Raw genomic sequence first — 19,716 nt, forward strand, 5'->3', positions numbered from 1 at the left:
TTATTCCCAATAGGATGGTTTTTCTAATGTTCCTCCATGCATGGTGCAAATAAAGCAGCCTGAATTAGCATATCCCCATTCCAACTTCTGATTTTCATCAGGAACCTGCGTGAAATAAGCTGGAAAATCGTCTTCATCTGGGAGTTCTTCCATATCTTTTTCAAGCGTCACCGCACAAACTGGCAATTCATAAAAATGCAAGTCTTCAATACCATCTACTTGAATTCGCTTTGACGATACCGAGGACACGCTAAAATAGCCTAAGGCAGTTTCCAGTGAATCTTTTGCATTAAAAATATTTCCTCGAACACTAACAGGCTGCTTCCCAAACATATCGACCGATTCCTGATTGTTTTTTCTTAATTTTTCCCAATAACTCCAAGCTTCTTCAGTTAAAGAATATTGCTTAACCAGCAAACTATATTGATGTTTAAGCCTCTGAGTATGATCATTCACAAAATGTAATGGAAACATTTCGTAACTATTATCCTTAAGACCCCTGGTCGAAAGTAAAAAAAGCTTTTTTATATCTTCAGTCCTATAGCATGTGTAGAAAGAATAATCTTCACCATAGTTATGCCAGCCCTCCTCATCAAGATACCTTGTGATAGGGAAGCTAGAGTGGTACTCCCATGTTTCTTGTAGTTTCCACCGAAAAAAGCGCCCATAGCTATCTCCCGCATTCAAATCAATATAGAATTGGGCTCCTTCTTCATTAATGTTGGGATCGTTTGTTGGCTTCGACTCCAATTCATAATAGACGGATTCGATTGGCGGGCAGGGCAACATTTTCTCAAACCTACTGACATATTGTTCACCATCAGGCAAATCGATTAACAACCGAAATTCAGAACCGGTTCTTAAATATTGATCACCAATGATTGCCCGATATTCACCGCTGCCAGTCGATTCATTAAAATAAAGCTGATTTCCTTGCTTGTCCTCGACTCTTACAACACAGCCTGATACCGGTTGGAAGATTGCAAATTCAGGATCAGCCGACCAAGAAATGACAATCTTCTGTTCACCTCCGTCATTTGTTATTGTTGCATCCACAACCAATCTTGGGTTCAATTCCCTATCGGAATCAAGGTAATATCGCTCAATACATGAGGACAAGGCAATTCCAATTAATACAAAATAAATGAGTGCTTTAGTTATTTGCATAGTTTCCTAGTTTCCAGTTCCATGAAATCGTAAAAATCGGTACCCCGATAACAGAATATTGATATCCGCGCAGATGACCATCCTCAGAAGTGAAGAAAATAGAATTGGCATTGCTTCGACCAGTCAGGTTATAGATGCTGATCTGCCAATAACTGTGCATCAACTTTTTGGACTTTAAATTTCCTTCCAGTTTAATCGAGGCATCCATTCTAAAATAATCGGGTATCCGGTAGGCATTTCGTTCTGAGTAATCTACAAAAGGCTGATGTTCGATATGATAAACACCTTTTGGCAAAGTAATTGGCCGGCCCGTATTGTAAAAGGTATTCAATGAAAATGAGATGCGTCGCAATAATTTATAGTTTAACACCAAATTCGCGACATGTGGCTTATCAAAATTAGACGGATAAGTTTTCCCTTGGTTAATATCTTGAAAATTGTTTGCCCCGTCAACTGTTATCAACGATCGCGAGTAGGTATATGAAGCCCATCCATTGAACCTACCTGTTGTCTTGTTCAGCATAAACTCGGCTCCATAAGCTTCCTGCTTTCCTTGCAGAATCGTTGTTTCAACATACGGCGTTGTCAAAAAATCAGCGCCATCCTTGTATTCAACAACATCCTTGGCTTGCTTGTAGTACACTTCCCCGGTAAATGACAGGCCAGTTCTTGGGAAATCGTGAAAATACCCCGCCGAATATTGAATTGATCTCGGTGGGTTAATGTGCGAATCAACCATCTTCCATTGATCATTGGGAGCAATGGAAATCGTATTGCTGAGCATAAACAAATACTGGGTCATTTGATTAACCGACAGTTTCATTGAGCTATTTCTCGTAAACTTAAAATCGAGTGCAGCTCTCAATTCAGGATTTTGAAAACTTACAATCTTCTCATCTTTTTCATACGTGTTGATCTCAGCGACATTAATATCATCGAAGGCTGCTCCCGGTAAATATTGCCTCACTGTTTTAGGACCAATCTCTGAAAACATGCTGTACCTAAGTCCTACATTTAAACTTAGTCGTGGTCCGATAGCAATATTGTCGTCAACAAAGAAAGCCGTTTCCATCCCTTTTTCATTCCCCAGGTCGACAGGTAGTTTCATTGACTCATTTCCATACGGGTTAACCTGGCCCCTGTCCAACTGGTACAAAATAAGATCAGCACCGGCAGTTACCTGATGATTTTCATGCGGGACCCAGTTCCATTTTGTTTTAATCTCATAATGATCAAGCGAATAAGCATGGGTGTAGGATTCGGTAGCCAACCGCTTTTCAGTCGTTGAGAAGTTATAGTTTGATGCCACGGCAGATAACGTCGATTTTAAGGCCGGAGAAAATCGGTGCACATAATTAACCGAACCACCTTGGTTCCCATATTGGTAGTCAGTATAGTCATTTAAATCAAATTGATCGTGACTGTTGTAGACAAATACCGCCACTTGATCATTGTCATCTAACTGAAAATCAAGAGCTGCAGCAAAATCATAAAAAGAGGCCCGGCTATTTCTCAAATCAGGATCATCCAATCGTTTCAATATCCAGTCTGAATAGCTGGAACGAGCACTCAACATCATCGATACCTTGTCTTCAACAATGGGCGTTTCAATTTCAGCATTTGCAGAAATCGGACTTATGCCGCCTTGCGTAAAAAATTTCTTTTTGTTTCCTCTTCTGGTTTGAACATTAAAGACAGAAGATAATCTGCCACCAAATTCAGCAGGCACCTGCCCCTTATAAATCGAAAAGTTCTCCACTATTCCTGAATTAATCGACGAGAAGAAGCCAAAAAGGTGAGAGCTATTATAAATCGGGATATCATTGATGTAGAATAAGTTTTGATCTGCATTACCGCCCCGCACATTTACTCCGGCTGATCCTTCGCCCACACTCACTATTCCGGGCAACATTTGGGCGACCTTCAAAATATCTTTCTCGCCCATGAGCGTCGGCAGCTCTTTCATGGTTTTTACTGAAACACTCTCCATTCCAAGCTTGGAACCCCGGGTTTGTTCTTCGTCTCCTGCCACAACAATCTCTTCAATTGTTTGCAACTGTGGCTCCATACTCAGGCTGAAATCCCCCATCGAACGAACATCCAAGTTTCCTTTTACTTGCTTCATGCCCATATTTTGGAAGACCACCGAATAAACTCCCGGTTTGAGCACCAGGCTCATTAATCCATTGCTACCTGTGGCCGCCCCCTTTTTCAGGCTCGGAATATACATGGTTGCCCCAATCAATGGCTCTCCTGATTCAGTGTCGGTAAGATGCCCCTGCACGACTACCGGTTTTCCATTTTCAGCCTTCTCCCTGCTTCCAACAACAATGGTTTCGATCATATCCGGCTGGCGGCCCTGCAAATACTTCTCCTCTATTTTGGTGGTTACACTCGCCTGCGGGGACAGATCCTCGCCGACCGGACTATTGTATGGTGGAATTGGAGTAAGGTAATTTTTTTCAGGTAATAAGAAAACGATACCTGGTGACTGATAAACGAAGCCTAACTTCGTATTGGCAAGCAAATAGTCCATCAGGTCCGGTACTGGTATTTTCTGCGCCGCAATTGAAACCGTTAAATCATCCACCCATTCCTTTTTGAAAAAGAAACGAATAGGATTGCTCCGCTCAATTTCCTTCACCAGGTCAACGAAGGAAACAGTATCGTAGGTTCTGCTAATTTGAATTTGTTCCACTTGCTGCGCCCACAAGCTACAAGGAAGTAGGATTAAAAATAGAATTAGGTAGGTTAGTTGCTTCATGTTAGTTCAAAATACGTTCAGTGAAAGCGATTAACTCTTTTAGCTCTTCATCTGAAATGTCTTTAAATTTGATCCGCCTGGATGATATGTATTTTCTAATTGCTCGCTTCTTTTTTTTGGGGAAGATCCGCAAAAAAGTATTTTTCTTTTGAAACGGATACACCTTATCTTCTAGTATCAGGTAGTATTCTCTCTCTTGGTCCGAAAATTCATGCCCAATAATTTCTCCTTGGGATTGAAAATGCAATTCCTTTTTTACAGCAGCATAGCAGGCAAGCTTCTCCTTATAAATAACGCTTAAGAACGGGTAATTAATTTGAGGATATAACGCATTCTTTACAAACAAAAAATCTTTTCCCCGAACGGAATCAATGACTTCTGTATTTAAAATAATCTGATGGGGCAGCTTGTTGTAATCCTCATAATGCAAAATGAACTCTTGCTTATATAAATTGTATCTGAGCCGTTGATTTGGATAAGCTACTCCGCCAATAAAAACATGAGCGGTGAATTCATCTTGGTTAAGCCAAAATGGATGCCCTTTAATCGGATGAACTTCTTTTGAATATTTCTTCCCACTGTAAAGTGCCATATCCAAACCATACTTCTGGTCGAATGCTGCATGCAGTGAATCAATTTGTTCAGACTGCCCCATGGCAGTGCATATCACACCGGCTAACAGCAAAAAAGAATAAATTACTTTTCGCATAGAAACGCATTAATTTTCATTTTTTTGTATGAAAAAAACAACTGATTATTTTTATCGGCTCCGAGTTTCAGATTCCCCCCAGAATACAAAAGCTTCCGTTAAGCCGCCCCCCCTTTTAATGGTCGCCATAAAATACGGCGCAGCATTTAAAATGTATTAGAATATATCTTCTTTAAGTAAGGATGCTAAGCTACATAATATATCCCCAGGAACAAAAAAAAAAATCAAACAAAAATTCCCGGTATTTTTACAACATCGGGAATTTTTGGGAATTTTGTTCGGCAAATGCTTTTTCGCTAGTTATACAAGAATCGTTTAATTTTAAGAGTAGGTGTTTTCTCAAAAGGTACCGGCTGTAAGACAACCTGCTGAACCCGGGAGAATTTATTCACTTCCTCATTCACTTTGTGTTGAATCTCATTTAATATGTCATCAACCCGTGAATTCATTTTGCTGACTGCTTCATCTCGTAACGACTTCATGTTTCGCACTCGCTGTTCGATCTCTTCCATGTTTAAATGAACCATGGCCACCAAGCGGCCTTTTTGCTCAACAACAAGCGACTCGAGAACATACTCCATCCTGTTAATGACCGATTCTATTTCTTCCGGATAAACATTTTCCCCGCTGGCACCAACAATCATATTTTTGATACGCCCTTTGATGTATAAAAATCCGGAGCGATCAAATTTTCCTAAATCACCGGTACGAAACCAGCCATCATCCGAAAAAACATCCTTGGTTAAATCAGGCTGTTTGTAGTAGCCTTTCATCACATTAGCTCCTCGTGCCTGAACTTCACCTTCGCCGGTTACCGGATCTGCATTTGCAATTCGCAAATCCACACCTTCGAGTGGTACGCCAGTTGACAAATAGCGAATATTATCGCCTACAGCACCAGCCAGTAATGGCGATGTTTCGGTTAAACCATAGCCAATCGCCAGTGGAAATTTTGCATCCATCAAAAAGCGTTCAACCTGATTGTCGAGCTTTGCGCCGCCAATACCAAAAAACTTTAACTCGCCACCAAACGTATCCAGCAATTTTTTACCGGCAATGCGGCTCAATATCTTTTGGAAAGGACGAATTTTGTATAGATTTCGTGTGATTGATTTACTGTTTATTTGAGGTAATATTTTGCCCTTATAAATCTTTTCAATGATTAGTGGTACCACCAACATGATCGTGGGTTTCACTTCGGTCAGGGCTGGCATTAAAACAGTGGCTGTCGGGGGTTTTTTCATGTAAAAAACCGATGCCCCATATGTCAATGGAAAAATCAGTCCCAATGTATTTTCGAAAGTATGTGAAAGCGGAAGAACGGACAAAAACCGGTCGTTCGAATCGATATGCTGAAATGTGATACTTTGCCTGGCTGTCCATACAATATTTCGATGGGTCAGCATAACTCCTTTTGAGGTTCCGGTTGTTCCGGACGTGTAGATGATCGAAAGTAAATCTTCCTCTTCAACCGGCTCATAATGAAACTGCTGGTCTTGCTCAGATTCAGCATTCGGGTAATCCTCAGCGTGCTGTTCTTTCAGCGTTTCAATGTGGATGATTTTTAGCATTGGATACTCCTCGGTATTCAATTTATTGATCAGGTTTTCAGAAACGAAAACGAGCTCCACTTCAGCATGTTGCAGAATATTGCTTACTTCTTTTGTATGAAAATCGGGTAGGATAGGAACGACAACGCCACCAACAGCTGCAATGGCCAGATAAGCCACGCCCCAGTTAGGCATGTTTGTACTTAGAATGGCAACTTTTGTTCCTTTTTCAACACCAAGTTCCCTCAAATAAATACCTAATTTCTCGACTTCCTTTTGAAGTTGACGATACGTTTTCTTATCGCCTTCCACCAACGAGAGCGAGTTGTGATCAGCATATTTCTTAAAACTGGCCTGCAACATGGCAGGCATCGTTAATTTTCTTTCTTCTTTCATTTTTAAATAATCGCAATCAACTTCCTCTATAACAACCTGAACAATAATAAAGATTAGCAAAACTAATCAATTCTGAAATACGTTTTCAAATTTTAACATGTTTTAGTACCCGCAAATAAGTCTATTTTATTTGTTAAGGCATTTTTTCATCACAAAGATCCAGTTCTTTGTTTACGGTGATCATCCTGGTCAATTAAGCTAGTAATTCGACAGATATTATATAGCTTTGGTTCGCTTATGAAGATGGAGAACACAATACAGGAAACAGCCCAATACATTCAACAGCAATTTGAGCATGATGCCAGTGGACACGACTGGTGGCACATTTATCGGGTATGGCAGTTATCGAAGTCGATTTCGGAGTGTGAGGGAGGTGATTTGTTTATCGTTGAGATGGCTGCACTTCTGCATGATTTGGATGACTGGAAACTCTCGGCAGAAAATGGAACAAAAGCAACGGATTGGATGAGCCGGATTGGAATTGATCCTGATGCCAGCGATCAGATTCAAACGATTATCCGGGAAGTCTCGTTTAAAGGAGCAGGAGTTGAGACAAAACCGAATAGCCTGGAAGCAAAAATCGTTCAGGATGCCGATCGGCTGGATGCCATGGGAGCAATTGGTATTGCGCGTACCTTTGCATACGGCGGTCATAAAAACCGATTGATTTATGATCCGGCGATAGAGCCGGAAATGCATCATTCGTTTTCGGATTATAAAAAGTCGGTTGCCCCTACAATAAACCATTTTTACGAAAAGTTGTTGCTGTTGAAAGATCGGATGAATACCGATACGGGGAGAAAATTAGCTCTTCAGCGCCATCAATTTATGGAGGAGTATTTGGAGCATTTTTTCTCAGAATGGAATCTGAAAATCAATTCATAACACCTAAAATACAACCTGATGAGAATTTCACATTTGGCTATTTGGACATATAATCTTGAGGGAATGCGAAATTTTTACATTCACTATTTTGATGCGAGTTCCAGTGAAGCCTATTACAATCATTCACGCGATTTTAAATCCTATTTAATCAAGTTTGATGGGGATTGCTCAATTGAGCTGATGCAAATGCCCGGAATCCCCAAAACGAAGAACGATACCCGAAAGGAATATACAGGTCTGGTACATTTCGCTGTTCAGACCGGATCGAAACAAAAGGTAGATGATTTAACTGAACAGTTGCGAAATGATGGTTTCTCTGTTGTTGGAGAAGCACGCACTACCGGCGATGGATTTTATGAATCTACCATTCTTGATCCTGATGGGAATCGGGTTGAAATTGTCGCTTAAACAAAAGCTTTTCTCATTTATTCCGAGATTTGCTTCCAGGGTTTTTCCTTCGCAGCGTATTCCAACTGCTCGTACCATTTTTCTCCATATTTTCGGATTAGTGGTTCTTTCAGAAATTGATAAAGAGGCAATTTCTGCCCGATGCCGCACACGCGTCCCGGCTTGCAGATTTTCAATTCCTGATAGTTAACAGCATCAAAGCGTTTGTATTCGGTAATTCTTATCGGAAACAAATGACAGGAAACTGGTTTCCGGAAGTCAATTTTTCCATCAAAAAAAGCTTTTTCAATGGCGCATTTAACAATGCCACGTTCGTCTTTAAACGTGTAAGCGCATTCCCGGTTGTTTACCAGTGGGGTAACCGTATCTCCGTCGGAATCAACCATGCTGGGGCCCTGGTGAGCAATCACTGCCTTCCCCTCCGGAGTCATATACTCTTCAATAATTGGATAGATTTTCTCCAGTTTCACAGCCTCCTCGTTTGTTAGCGGTGCTCCCGAATCTCCTTCAACACAGCATGCTCCTTTACACTTCGCCAAATCGCAAAGAAAGTGTTCTTCCAGCACATCAAAACTCACTATCGCTTTACCAATCTCCAACATATCGCATAAAATAAAAAGCCCTCCCGCATCATACGAGAGGGCTCAAAGATGTCTAAAAAACTATCGTTTTATCAAAACTTTACCGGTCATTTCCGAAGGAATTTCCAAGCCCATTTCAGAAAGTAAGGTTGGCGCAACATCAGCCAAAATGCCACTTTCAATGGTCAGGCTTTTATCATCACTCACATAAATACATGGAACCGGATTCAGAGAGTGTGCAGTATTGGCCGATCCATCAGGATTCACTGCATTGTCAGCATTCCCGTGGTCAGCAATAATCAGTACGTTATAGTTGTTGGCACGTGCAGCTTCAACCACTTCTTTAGCACAGGCATCAACGGCGGCAACTGCTTTACTGATTGCTTCGTAGTCGCCAGTGTGTCCTACCATATCGCCATTGGCAAAGTTCAGACAAACAAAGTCTACCTCGCCTTTTTGCAATTCAGGAACAATAGCGTCCTTAATTTTTGGAGCCGACATTTCGGGTTGAAGGTCATAGGTTGCAACTTTGGGTGAAGGAATCAGAATTCGGCTTTCACCATTAAATTCTTCTTCGCGACCACCGCTAAAGAAGAATGTTACGTGTGCATATTTTTCTGTTTCAGCAATCCGGATTTGCTTTAATCCGGCATTCGAAACAATTTCACCCATGGTGTTGGTTGGGTTTGTTTTTTCAAAAATAACATTCACGTTCTTAAAATCAGCTTTGTAAGTCGTCATGGTGTACCACTCCAGGTTCATGGTGTGCATGCCATATTCAGGTAAATCTTCCTGAGTAAATGCAATTGTTGTTTGACGCAAACGGTCGGTGCGGAAGTTGTAGCAGATAACCACGTCACCCTCTTCAATCACTCCAACAGGGCTTCCATCTTCTTTTACCATGCAAATTGGCTTGATAAATTCATCAGTTACACCCGCATCGTACGACGCTTGAATTGAAGCTAACAAGTCGGTTGACTTTTCACCTTCACCTTTGGTATATAAATCGTAAGCCAGTTTTAAGCGATCGTAGTTTTTATCACGATCCATACCGTAATAACGACCAATGATTGAAGCGAATTTACCGTTGGTTCCTTCTAACCCTTCCAGAGCGGTTTCCAGAAAACCATAACCTGAGCGAGGGTCGGTGTCGCGACCGTCAGTCAGACCGTGCACAAACACATCTGTCAATCCCATATCGGTTGCCATCTGGCTAAGTGCGATCATGTGTGTGCTAAGTGCATGAACTCCTCCGGGGCCAATCAGACCAATGAGGTGTACTTTTTTATTGTTGTCTTTAGCGTAATTATATGCTTTCAGCAATTGTGGGTTTTCCCACATCGATTTATCCTTGATAGCCTTCGTGATTTTCACCATATCCTGGTACAGAACACGTCCGGCACCAATATTTAAGTGACCAACCTCAGAGTTCCCCATTTGCCCATCGGGCAAGCCAACATTTTCGCCGGAAGTAAGCAATTGTGAATTTGGATATTCTTTTTGCAATGAGTCGATAAATGGAGTTGGAGTCGTTGCCACAACATCATTTTTTGATCCGTCGCCGATTCCCCAGCCATCCAGGATCATCAGTAAAGTTTTTTGTACGTTAGCCATAATTTATAATCGTTTTAAATAATTTGCTTAATGCGGCACAAAAATATCCTTTTTTGAGGTGGATCGGAAATTAACGGCAATCACTTTGGAAGAATTAACAAATATTAAATAAGTCTGTTAGCTGTACACAGCGGCAGGTCATTATTTTGTTTTAGAGATTGACCGGAGCCAAAAACTTATCCCGCAGTGTATTCGAACAAATTCTTACGCACTTTTAACCTTTACCACACCTCTTTGGTATGCTTCCAACAATCGATTTAAATCTGCAATTTGGCTTTTGATATGGACACCGTCGTCTGTATCGCCTACCATGATACGATCAGTTGATCGCTCAATCATACTTCGGATAGAGACAATATCGTGTTCCTCCTGAATGGCATTTCGCCTGGATTCGAACGGAGCATGTTCGGCAAGAATTAAGCTATACGAATCATAGATCAGGGTGTATCCGGCAATCCCGGTTACTTTTTGATAGGGTTTCGACATTCCGCCATCAATAACAAAAAGCCGTCCTTCTGCTTTCACCGGGCTTTCTCCTTTACCAACTTTTACAGGCACATGCCCGTTGATGATGTGTGATTTTTCAGGGTCGAGTCCAAACTCTTCTAAAATCCGGACACAGGTTTCTTTATCGTCGCGTAATTTATAGTATTTATTGCTCTCTTCATATTGGGCTTCTTTGTCATCCAGGAAATAGCGTTCGAAGGTGGCCATTTTCTTTTTACCAAACAATGGTGAATCAGCCCCGCACCACAAGTACCACATATAATCCCGGTCTTTGTTCCTTTTTTCGGGCCGCTCACGATTATAATATGCCCGGCGCGAAACTAAATCAAATTGTTCGCACAATGCTTTCCCTTTGTATTTTTTATCGTGAAGGGTTACTTCCTTGAAATCGCCATTAGCATCGAGTGGGATACACCCGTGGTACAATAAATTTGAGTTGTAAGTCAGAAATGTGCTCCCCTTCGAAAACAGTGTTTTTACATGTCGTTGCAAGCGTTCGCAGTTTAAAAACGAGAAGCGAAGTTTCTCGGCCAGCTCCTTTTCTTCCGGAGATAATTCATACGGATTGTTGGGATCAATGGTCGGAAAATTCGTGTCGGTTAGCTTCAACTCGCGCCCATCAATGGTGATGGTGCCTTTTTCGTAATTAATTTTATTCAGCAAAAGACGATCCTCCATATGCATCTCCGGACATCGTTGCACAATTTCTCCAATAAGCTTCTCCTCAATAACCATAATGGCCTTGTGCATTTTGCTGATAAGCTTGACATGGGTCGATCCAATGTTTTCAGGAGGTGTATTAACGGGAATAAAAGCCTCGCAGGGATCTCCCTCATAAACCCTCATTGCAAAGGTGGCCAGTGGCAGCAGATTTATACCATAGGAATCTTCCAGCGTATCCAGATTGTCGTACCGGGCACTCACCCGGATTACCCCGGCAATACTCGCCCGAATGCCAGAGGCTGCTGCCATCCAAAAAATATCATGATTACCCCACTGAATATCGACCGAATAGTGGTTGTGAATCAGATCCATGACCTGATCAGCATGTGGCCCACGATCAAAAACATCGCCAATAACATGGAGCCGGTCAATAAGAAGACGCTGTATAAATTTACTGATAGCAACAATGAAGTGATTTGCGCGACCAACATCGATGATTGATTTTATGATGCTATTAAAATATTGCTCTTTTTTAGCGCCGTGCTCGTACAACAACTCGTCAATTACGTAAGCAAAATCCTCAGGCATGGCTTTTCGTACTTTCGAACGGGAGTATTTGTCAGCCGAAACCCGGGCAACTTCAATCAACCGATGCAAGGTAACGGAATACCAACTTTCAAGGTCTTCTTCCTTTTTTGTAATGATTTCCAGTTTTTCTTCCGGGTAATAAATCAGCGTAGCCAGCTGCCGTTTTGTTTTTTCATCGAGAGAATACTGATATACGGCATCAATTTTCTTGCGCACCATGCCCGAAGCGTTTCGTAAAACATGACTGAATGTTTCGTACGCCCCATGGATATCTGTCAGAAAATGTTCCGTTCCCTTAGGAAGGTTCAAAATAGCTTCCAGATTGATAATTTCAGTACTTGCTGCTTGCACTGTTGGGAACTTTTCAGCGAGTAGGTTCAAATGCTTCAACTCAAGAGTGCTAAAGCCATTTCTATCTGATTCAATTTTTTCGTAATCCAAAACCATGGTTGCAATTAATATTAGGTTGATTTAATTACTAGGTAAACGTTTTTTGTTCTATCTAGTTTAAACGACTTTAAGTATGATACAATATAGTAAAAATGCATCCGGGGTTAATACCAATTGTTGAGGCGTTGCCCCAAACCCGAGTTTCTTTTCTCATCCAAGAGAATGACGAACCCAAAGAATCAAGGCTGACGATGCTTTTGAATGAAAACTACGGGTCAGTCACTGCCCGAAAACCAAACGCCTCCTTTTAGTCATCAAACAAGGTTTTATTAGTGAGTGCAAACTCGAGGAGTTCAATATAGCATTCACTCACCCCGAAGATGCGAGAGTTCGGTAAAAAGGTGCATTAAAGCAGTTCCAACCAAAACTAGTTCTCTTAAAACATGAATTAATTCACCCAAAAGGAGCTTAAAGTAGTTCGAAACCGAGTGAATTCGACTTGGAGCTGAACCAATTCGGTACTGAATAGCAGGAAGCACCTGGTAGATGAACTCATGCAGTTAAAAGCGAAACGGCCGGAGGACAACCTTCAGGTTTAATGTAAAACAGCAGCCGAAAAGTAAGCTACTGTTTTTTTGGAGAAATCTTGTTTGGAGGAATCCCATCTCCCTGTAATAGTTTTATACGTGAAAAAGGAAACTTAAATTTTACAGTTGAGATGATGTGATAAAAAAATCGCTAATTTTTGTTATTTTCGTGCCACCCTGAGACTATGTTCATTTTGGGTTAAAAATAGTTTGCTTTTTAGAGGTTTAAAGAATATGACAATGGGCAATGATAATAAAAGGAGGAGTGCTACTCTAATATCCATTCAGGATTCGCTGGTAAGAGCACGATTTCGAGATAATGTAATAATGGGTGAAACCGCTGAGATTACGGTGGACGGAAAGCTTCTGCAAGCTGAGGTTTTGCAGATATATCCGGATCCGAAAAATCCAGATGCCGGGATTGTTGAAATGCAGGTTTTCGAAGATTTAACGGGGGCACAGATCGGTGACTTGGTTGAATTCAAAGGAACACCTTTATCGGTGCTCTTAGGACCGGGGCTTTTAACCAGTATTTGGGACGGGCTTCAGAATCCGTTATACAAGCTGGGAGAACAGGGCGCTTATTTGGTGCCTGGTATGAAAGCTCCAGCATTGGACGAAGAGAAATTGTGGGACTTTACTCCGAGTGTAAAGGTTGGCGATGAAGTGAAAGGAGGCGATACGATTGGTTCCGTTCCTGAAGGCCGGTTAGATCACAAAATATTGGTTCCTTTTAGCTTTGGTCGATGTAAAGTGGAACGTATTGTCGAGAAAAAATCGCTAAATATTACAGAGGTCGTGGCTGTAGTTGTAGACGAGCAAAAGGTTCGTCACGAACTGAAACTCGTTTTTCGGCAGCCGGTAAAATCACCCATCCCTTTCAAAGAACGAATAATTCCAAGTAAAACGATATCTACTGGTGTTCGGGTAATCGACCTGCTTGCACCGGTTGGATACGGTGGTACCGTTGGAAATCCCGGGCCGTTTGGAGCCGGTAAAACCGTATTGCAGCACTCGCTGTGCAAGTATGCGCTAGCCGACATTATTATTATGGCGGCTTGTGGCGAGCGAGCAGGAGAAGCTGTAGAGGTTTTTAAAGATTTTGCAGAACTTGATGATCCGTCAACAGGTGAATCATTGATGAACAGGATGTGTATTTTCGGTAACACCAGCTCGATGCCTGTGGCAGCCCGCGAAGCCAGTGTGTTTATTGCATTGTCGGTTGGCGAATACTATCGCTACCAGGGATACAATGTTATTCTGTTGGCCGATTCTACTTCCCGTTGGGCACAAGCTCTTCGCGAACGTAGTGGACGTCAGGGTGATATCCCCGGACCTGAAGCGTTCCCGATGGATATACCCGATCAGATTAAGGGAATGTACCAACGTGCCGGAGCCGATGCTGGTACGGGTGGCTCCTTAACTTTTATTGGAACAGTATCGCCGGCTGGCGGTAACTTCCAGGAGCCGGTAACGCAGGCTACAATGGATGCGACAGGAGGTTTCTGGGGATTGTCGCAGGATCGCGCCGACGCTAAAAAATACCCGGCTATCGACCCGTTGGCCTATACAAGTTCGGTTTACGACAGTTTTATTCCATGGGCCGATCGACAAAAAATATTGCAAACCCTGAACGAAGCGGATGGAATCGATCAAACAATTAGTACGATAGGTTTGAAAAAAGTTCCGGTTGATAAATATGTACTCTACCAAAAAGGGCAAACGATCGATTTTTGTGTCATGCAGCAAGATGGATTTCAGAAGGTGGACGCTTGCACCCGTCCCGATCGGTTGAACATCATCAACCAGGCGGTTCAGAAACTAATTGATAGCCCAATCGCATTTCCGAAAAACGGGATGGAAGATGAGGAGCTGAAAGAATCGATTAAAACAAAATTTGATGGCTTGCGCCAATGGTGGAGAGACTGGAATAGTAATGCCACTAGCGAAGAGCAAATTGCTGTTCTTCCTGAAAAAATAGAACAGTTTATTCTACAAGAAGAGTACGCACTATGATACGAAAAGAAATAAGTAAAATAAGCGAAGTTGGTAAAGCTTTGATTTCGGTAGAAGGAAATCCGGGCGTAGCTTTAAACCACGTAGTGGAGTTGCTGAATGCTGATACCAACCAAAGTCTTTCATTTGCCAAAGCCATTAATGTTAACGAAAACTTTACCCGCTTTCAGGTATTTAACGGCACCCAAGGATTGAGTACACAGACCAAAATACGGATGCATGAAGTTCCGTTAACAGCAGGTTTTTCGCACAATATGCTTGGCCGGAGTTTCGATGGAGTAGGAGATGTAGCAGACGGTGGCCCCGAAGTTATATTTGAGAAACAGGTTTCAACACGTTTGGATACCTTAAACCCAACGGTTCGATTGGTGCCTAAACAGCCCATGTGGACCGGTATTCCAATGATTGATGTGTTTAATACATTGGTGAAATCACAGAAAATTCCAATTTTTGCAGGTCCCACCGAACCATACAATCGCTTGTTGTCGCAGATTGCACAGGGTGCTCAGGTCGATATTATCATCTTTGCAGGTATTGGCTTGAAATTCGATGAGTATCATTATTTCAAAGAACAGCTTTCACAATCGGGAAATATTGATAAAACCATCATGTTTACTCACTTGGCAGGCGATTCACAAATTAAGGGCTTAATGCTTCCGGATGTCGCGCTGAGTGTTGCCCGTGAATTTGCAGACGAAGGAAAAGATGTGTTGGTGCTGCTTACCGATATGACCAACTGGTCGAACATTTTGCGTAATGTCGCCAATTACCAAGACCAGATTCCTTCGTTACAAGGCTATCCGGGATCGTTATACTCTGAGTTGGCCCGACGTTATGAAGTGGCGGCAGATGTTGAAGGTGCTGGTTCCATTACAATTATTGGAGCGACTACACTGGAGTCGTTGGAAGATCCGGTGCCCGATAATACCGGTTACATTACAGAAGGGCAGTTCTTTCTGGAAAAAGGAAAATTAAAATTAGCACGTTCACTTTCACGGCTGAAACAGCAGGTAAACGGCAGTACCCGAGGTGACCACCGTCCGATAATGACAGCCATGTCATCGTTACTTGCCGATGCCGAAAAAGCTCACGAAGCAGCAGAAGTTGGTGCGGCCAATGATGTATTCTCCAAAAAGCTCCTTCGCTACCGCGAGGATTTTATTGCAAACATGGAGGAACCGTTTGGAGAGCCCATTCAACTGGAAGCGGCTTTGGATAAATGCTGGGATATTTTAAGAAGGCATTTCGAGCCTTCGGAAACCGGGCTGAGCAAAAAGTTGATTGATGAATATTGGAATAAATAAATAACCACTCGACAATAAATCGATATGAAAAATGATAGGGAAAATCTGGAAGGCATCGTTTCCAAGTTAAAAGAACAAGGAATTAACGCTGGCGAGGATGAGAAACAACGGATCATTGAGCAAGCCAGGAAACAAGCCGAAACGATCATTTCAGAAGCCGAAGCGAGGAAAAACAGTCTGATTGAGCAAGCTAAAAGCAAGGCTGATCAACTGGAAAAGAATGCTCAGATTTCGATTGCACAGGCTTCCCGCGATATGGTTGAAGCCACCAAAATTGCAGTGCTTCAAAATCTGAAATCAGTTTTCGGAAAAGAATGCGACACTATTTTTACACAAGAGCAGTACTTGAAAGAATTGCTGACAGCGGTAATTGGAGATATTTCCGGAAATAAGGAAGTGAAAGTACCCGCTGAAACAGTAAAAGGAATGGAAGCGTTTCTTTTGAAAAAATCATTGGCTAAACAGGTTGAACTAAAACCGTTGACAAGCAGTGAAGCGAAAATTGTGATCAATTCTTCAGAGAAAGAAGGCGTACAGTTTGTGCTAAGCTCGAAGGATGTGGAAGATGCCTTGTTTTCAATTATGAACAAGGACTTAGTAAAACTGATCACTAAAAAACAGGAGGACTAGCGATGTCAAGCATGGTATACCTGATGTGTAGTTTGCCATCATTGACCTATGGGCAGGTGCCGCCAATTTCACTTGACGAGTTTAATGCCGATGCTCAAAAACAGCTCTCTAAAAAGCATTTCAAAGCACTCGAAGCGGTCGACATCCGCCAGACGGATGGGCAGACTAAAGATTTATGTAAAAAGAGCATTCGTGACATGCTAAGCGAGGTACAAGAAGACCTTCTGGAAATACGAAAAGCCAGATCAGAAAATCGTCAACCGAAACTGGAGCGTTTATCGACTGTGGTGATTGCGGCAAATCCGTTAGAACGGGAGAAACAAATCATGCAATCACAGTGGGAAGAGCTGTCTTCTATTGAGGCCGGAAAAACGTTTTCACTTACCGAAGTGATGGTGTACAAACTGAAGTTACAAATTTTATCTCGCATGCATTCGTTTAATGCAGAGCAAGGGGCACAGGTCTTGGCGTCTGTGGTAGATCCATCGATAAAAGATGAAGACTAAGAATGGCAAATTTAAAAATTAGATATACAAAAACAGAGCGAGCTCGTCAAAAGAAGATTTTGAAAGTTTCGGAAAGGATGTTGCCTTTGTTCGAAGCCATGGAAAAATCGTTGATGGCAACCATTAACTCAATTGCTGAGCGAATTGATGAAATTCGGGAGGAGATTGAGCGAAATAGTAAAGCCGCAAAGCCATGGATTGCTGTGATGAGCGATTCTTGGGTCAACATCGATCATTTTATTTCGGTGAACGAAATAATTACTAAACCCATTGATGTTGCAGGTGTTCGGGTGCAGCAGTTCGAAAAAGTTGATTTTAATGTCATGCCAGTTGACGGAGCTACACCGTTGTGGGTTGACGACGCGATTGAACTGATGCAAGAACAATTGCAGTTGCGAGCAGAGATCAAGTGCCTCGAAGAACAGATTGAGTTGCTTGAAGAAGAATTGCTGGATGTGAGAGCTCGTATAAAACTCTTTGAAAACCGACGTATTCCTAATGCAAAAATAGCTATCCGGAAAATAGGGCAAAAACTACAGGATGACGAACGGTTAACAATTGCTACCGCGAAGGTGGTCAAAACCAGTAGACAAAAGGAGGAAAGTGTATGATCGTAAAGATGAAGAAGGTGCTACTTTTCATGCCAAATTCAGCAGATGATCTCGAAGCTGATCTTCAGGAGTTGGGCCAGCTTGGAGTTCTGCACGTTACTCCATTTCAGCCGCCAAAGGATGAGTCCATTGATCGCGTTGCTGAACAAATCAGACAGCTAAATAAAGCGATGTCGATTCTGGAAAGCTATGATGACGAACAGAATTCAGAAGCTTCTTTTAATGAATTTACCGACTACTCGGCAACCAGAAATGGTGAGTTCGTTTTAGTCGAAAAAATAATGGAGGCTGAAAAGCACCGGGAGGAGCTTGAAAAGGATCGGCTCAAATTAACGATTGACGAGGAATGGTATAGCAAGTGGGGGCGTATTCAGCTAAGTGATATGGAGCAGCTAAAGCTAAAAGGTGTTTGGCTTAAGCTTTATTTGCTTACCAATAAAGAGTTAAAGCAGGTTGCAGGTCGTGATAATATTCAGGTGGTTGGCAAACTGGGTGATTTGAACCAAGTGGTTCTTATGGCTGAAGAGGCAGACGAACAACTGGATTTCAGGGAAGTTGCTCTTCCGCAAACTCAACTTGATGAATTAGCCGAATTGTTGCGTAATACCAATAAACAGCTGGAAGATAATAAACAGCTTTTACTTCAACTGCATGCACAAAAGTCAGTGTTGCAGGATGCTCTTGATGATAAAATACAGCATCTTGATCTACATAAATTCCAATACGGCGGAATTGATATCGAACAGAGGGTAGGGTGCTGGAAAGGCTTTATTCCGGAGGATGCGGTACAAGAGCTTGTGGAGACAGCCGAAAAGCGAGACTGGGGATACATGATTCAGAAGCCCGATCAGGAGGACATGGACGACGTTCCAACACTCATTCGGTCAAAAGGGTGGACAAGTCGTATTCAGCCGGTAATGGATTTTATGGGACTGGTTCCCGGCTATGAAGAATTGGATGTTTCAAAAGTGTTTATGCTTTTCTTTACATTCTTTGCCGGAATTCTGGTGGGCGATGCCGGATATGGGCTGATCTTTTTAGTGATCACTTTTCTGGTTCATCGTAAGCAGAAGTTTGTTAAGAAAGTCGAGTTCAGCTTGATGTATACGCTCTCGGTGTCCATCATGTTTTGGGGAATACTCACCGGAACGTATTTTGGAGCTGAAGCGATTGCTGAATTTCCGGTTTTAAGTTCGTTGAAAATAACTCAGTTAGCAAGTTTTGGCGGCGACACTATTTTTATACAGAAATTTATGTTCCTGATTGGGGCAGTGCACTTAACGGTCGGACATTTACAAACCGCTTGGAAATATAATAATAGTGTAAAGGCGATTGCAGAGCTCGGTTGGGTTGCAATCGTTTGGGGCTTATATCTGATTGTTAATCAAATGGTGTTAGGTTTTCCAGCTCCGGAGATCATGGTCTGGTTATTTGCCGGCGGTGGGGTACTCGTTGCTTTGTTTTCCAACCCCGGGAGTAGTTTTGTAAAAGGAGTAATTTCGTCGATTGGTGGTTTGCCACTAAGCGTAATCAATGGTTTTTCTGATATTATCTCATATATCCGTCTCTATGCTGTTGGTTTATCGACCGTATTAATGGCGCTGAGTTTTAACGAAATGGCAATTGGCGATGGTATTTCAACCATTGCTTCCGGTATTGGTGCAGTCGTTGTTTTAATTCTTGGACATACGCTAAACATGATTCTTGCAGCAATGGCAGTACTCGTTCATGGTGTTCGTTTAAATATGTTGGAATATTCCGGGCATGCCGGGGTCGAGTTTTCCGGTAGTGAATACCATCCATTCAGATTAAAAAGCAATAAATTGAAATAAATCTTATA

Annotated in this window: 15 protein-coding genes; 8 read left to right on the top strand and 7 right to left on the bottom strand. The window is 42.1% G+C overall.

The features are described 5' to 3' along the window. The 4 genes from GR929_RS05220 to GR929_RS05235 all read right to left on the bottom strand — a co-directional run bounded on the left by GR929_RS05220 (position 1) and on the right by GR929_RS05235 (position 6,586). Positions 1-1,167, bottom strand: a complete 1,167-nt coding sequence (locus GR929_RS05220; protein WP_159517871.1) for a DUF4249 domain-containing protein — start codon at positions 1,165-1,167, stop codon at positions 1-3. Next, positions 1,154-3,931: a TonB-dependent receptor gene (locus tag GR929_RS05225; protein WP_159517872.1), complete on the bottom strand. Its 2,778-nt coding sequence runs from the start codon at positions 3,929-3,931 to the stop codon at positions 1,154-1,156. The genes GR929_RS05220 and GR929_RS05225 overlap by 14 nt, the downstream gene beginning before the upstream one ends. 1 nt (position 3,932) lies before the next feature. Next, positions 3,933-4,640: a hypothetical protein gene (locus GR929_RS05230; protein ID WP_159517873.1), complete on the bottom strand. Its 708-nt coding sequence runs from the start codon at positions 4,638-4,640 to the stop codon at positions 3,933-3,935. Between the two features lie 296 nt (positions 4,641-4,936). After that, positions 4,937-6,586, bottom strand: a complete 1,650-nt coding sequence (locus tag GR929_RS05235) for an AMP-binding protein (RefSeq protein ID WP_159517874.1) — start codon at positions 6,584-6,586, stop codon at positions 4,937-4,939. Positions 6,587-6,829: 243 nt separating this feature from the next. On the opposite strand from GR929_RS05235, the gene GR929_RS05240 reads away from it, so the two are divergent. Continuing rightward, the gene (locus GR929_RS05240) at positions 6,830-7,471 is read left to right on the top strand and encodes an HD domain-containing protein (protein WP_201300908.1); all 642 of its coding nucleotides are present in this window, start codon (positions 6,830-6,832) and stop codon (positions 7,469-7,471) included. Between the two features lie 18 nt (positions 7,472-7,489). Next, the gene (locus GR929_RS05245) at positions 7,490-7,879 is read left to right on the top strand and encodes a VOC family protein (RefSeq protein ID WP_159517876.1); all 390 of its coding nucleotides are present in this window, start codon (positions 7,490-7,492) and stop codon (positions 7,877-7,879) included. Between the two features lie 17 nt (positions 7,880-7,896). On the opposite strand, the gene GR929_RS05250 is transcribed toward GR929_RS05245, so the two are convergent. From GR929_RS05250 to GR929_RS05260, 3 genes are all read right to left on the bottom strand, one after another. Beyond that, a complete protein-coding gene (locus GR929_RS05250; RefSeq protein WP_159517877.1) occupies positions 7,897-8,481 on the bottom strand; it encodes a DUF3109 family protein in 585 nt (194 codons plus the stop codon). A gap of 60 nt (positions 8,482-8,541) precedes the next feature. After that, complete coding sequence (gpmI, locus tag GR929_RS05255) at positions 8,542-10,074, bottom strand: 2,3-bisphosphoglycerate-independent phosphoglycerate mutase (RefSeq protein WP_159517878.1); 1,533 nt, start codon at positions 10,072-10,074, stop codon at positions 8,542-8,544. Between the two features lie 204 nt (positions 10,075-10,278). Beyond that, positions 10,279-12,273: a fructose-1,6-bisphosphatase gene (locus tag GR929_RS05260; protein WP_235934066.1), complete on the bottom strand. Its 1,995-nt coding sequence runs from the start codon at positions 12,271-12,273 to the stop codon at positions 10,279-10,281. A gap of 776 nt (positions 12,274-13,049) precedes the next feature. On the opposite strand from GR929_RS05260, the gene GR929_RS05265 reads away from it, so the two are divergent. Genes GR929_RS05265 through GR929_RS05290 form a run of 6 tightly spaced genes read left to right on the top strand, consistent with a single transcriptional unit; the run spans position 13,050 to position 19,708 of the window. After that, on the top strand, positions 13,050-14,825 hold the full coding sequence (locus GR929_RS05265; RefSeq protein ID WP_159517880.1) for a V-type ATP synthase subunit A: 1,776 nt from the start codon (positions 13,050-13,052) through the stop codon (positions 14,823-14,825). Further along, positions 14,822-16,129, top strand: coding sequence for a V-type ATP synthase subunit B (locus tag GR929_RS05270; RefSeq protein WP_159517881.1), 1,308 nt, complete (start codon positions 14,822-14,824; stop codon positions 16,127-16,129). The genes GR929_RS05265 and GR929_RS05270 overlap by 4 nt, the downstream gene beginning before the upstream one ends. 24 nt (positions 16,130-16,153) lie before the next feature. Then, positions 16,154-16,759 carry a hypothetical protein gene (locus tag GR929_RS05275; protein WP_159517882.1) on the top strand — a complete coding sequence of 202 codons (606 nt, stop codon included), beginning with the start codon at positions 16,154-16,156 and terminating at the stop codon, positions 16,757-16,759. Positions 16,760-16,761: 2 nt separating this feature from the next. Next, positions 16,762-17,265, top strand: coding sequence for a DUF2764 family protein (locus GR929_RS05280; RefSeq protein ID WP_159517883.1), 504 nt, complete (start codon positions 16,762-16,764; stop codon positions 17,263-17,265). 2 nt (positions 17,266-17,267) lie between these two features. Next, positions 17,268-17,876, top strand: a complete 609-nt coding sequence (locus GR929_RS05285) for a V-type ATP synthase subunit D (RefSeq protein WP_159517884.1) — start codon at positions 17,268-17,270, stop codon at positions 17,874-17,876. Next, positions 17,873-19,708: a V-type ATP synthase subunit I gene (locus GR929_RS05290; RefSeq protein ID WP_159517885.1), complete on the top strand. Its 1,836-nt coding sequence runs from the start codon at positions 17,873-17,875 to the stop codon at positions 19,706-19,708. Before GR929_RS05285 ends, GR929_RS05290 begins: the two co-directional genes overlap by 4 nt. Positions 19,709-19,716 lie beyond the last annotated feature (8 nt).

It is taken from the genome of Sunxiuqinia indica, assembly GCF_009847015.1.
Classification (GTDB): Bacteria; Bacteroidota; Bacteroidia; order Bacteroidales; family Prolixibacteraceae; genus Sunxiuqinia; species Sunxiuqinia indica.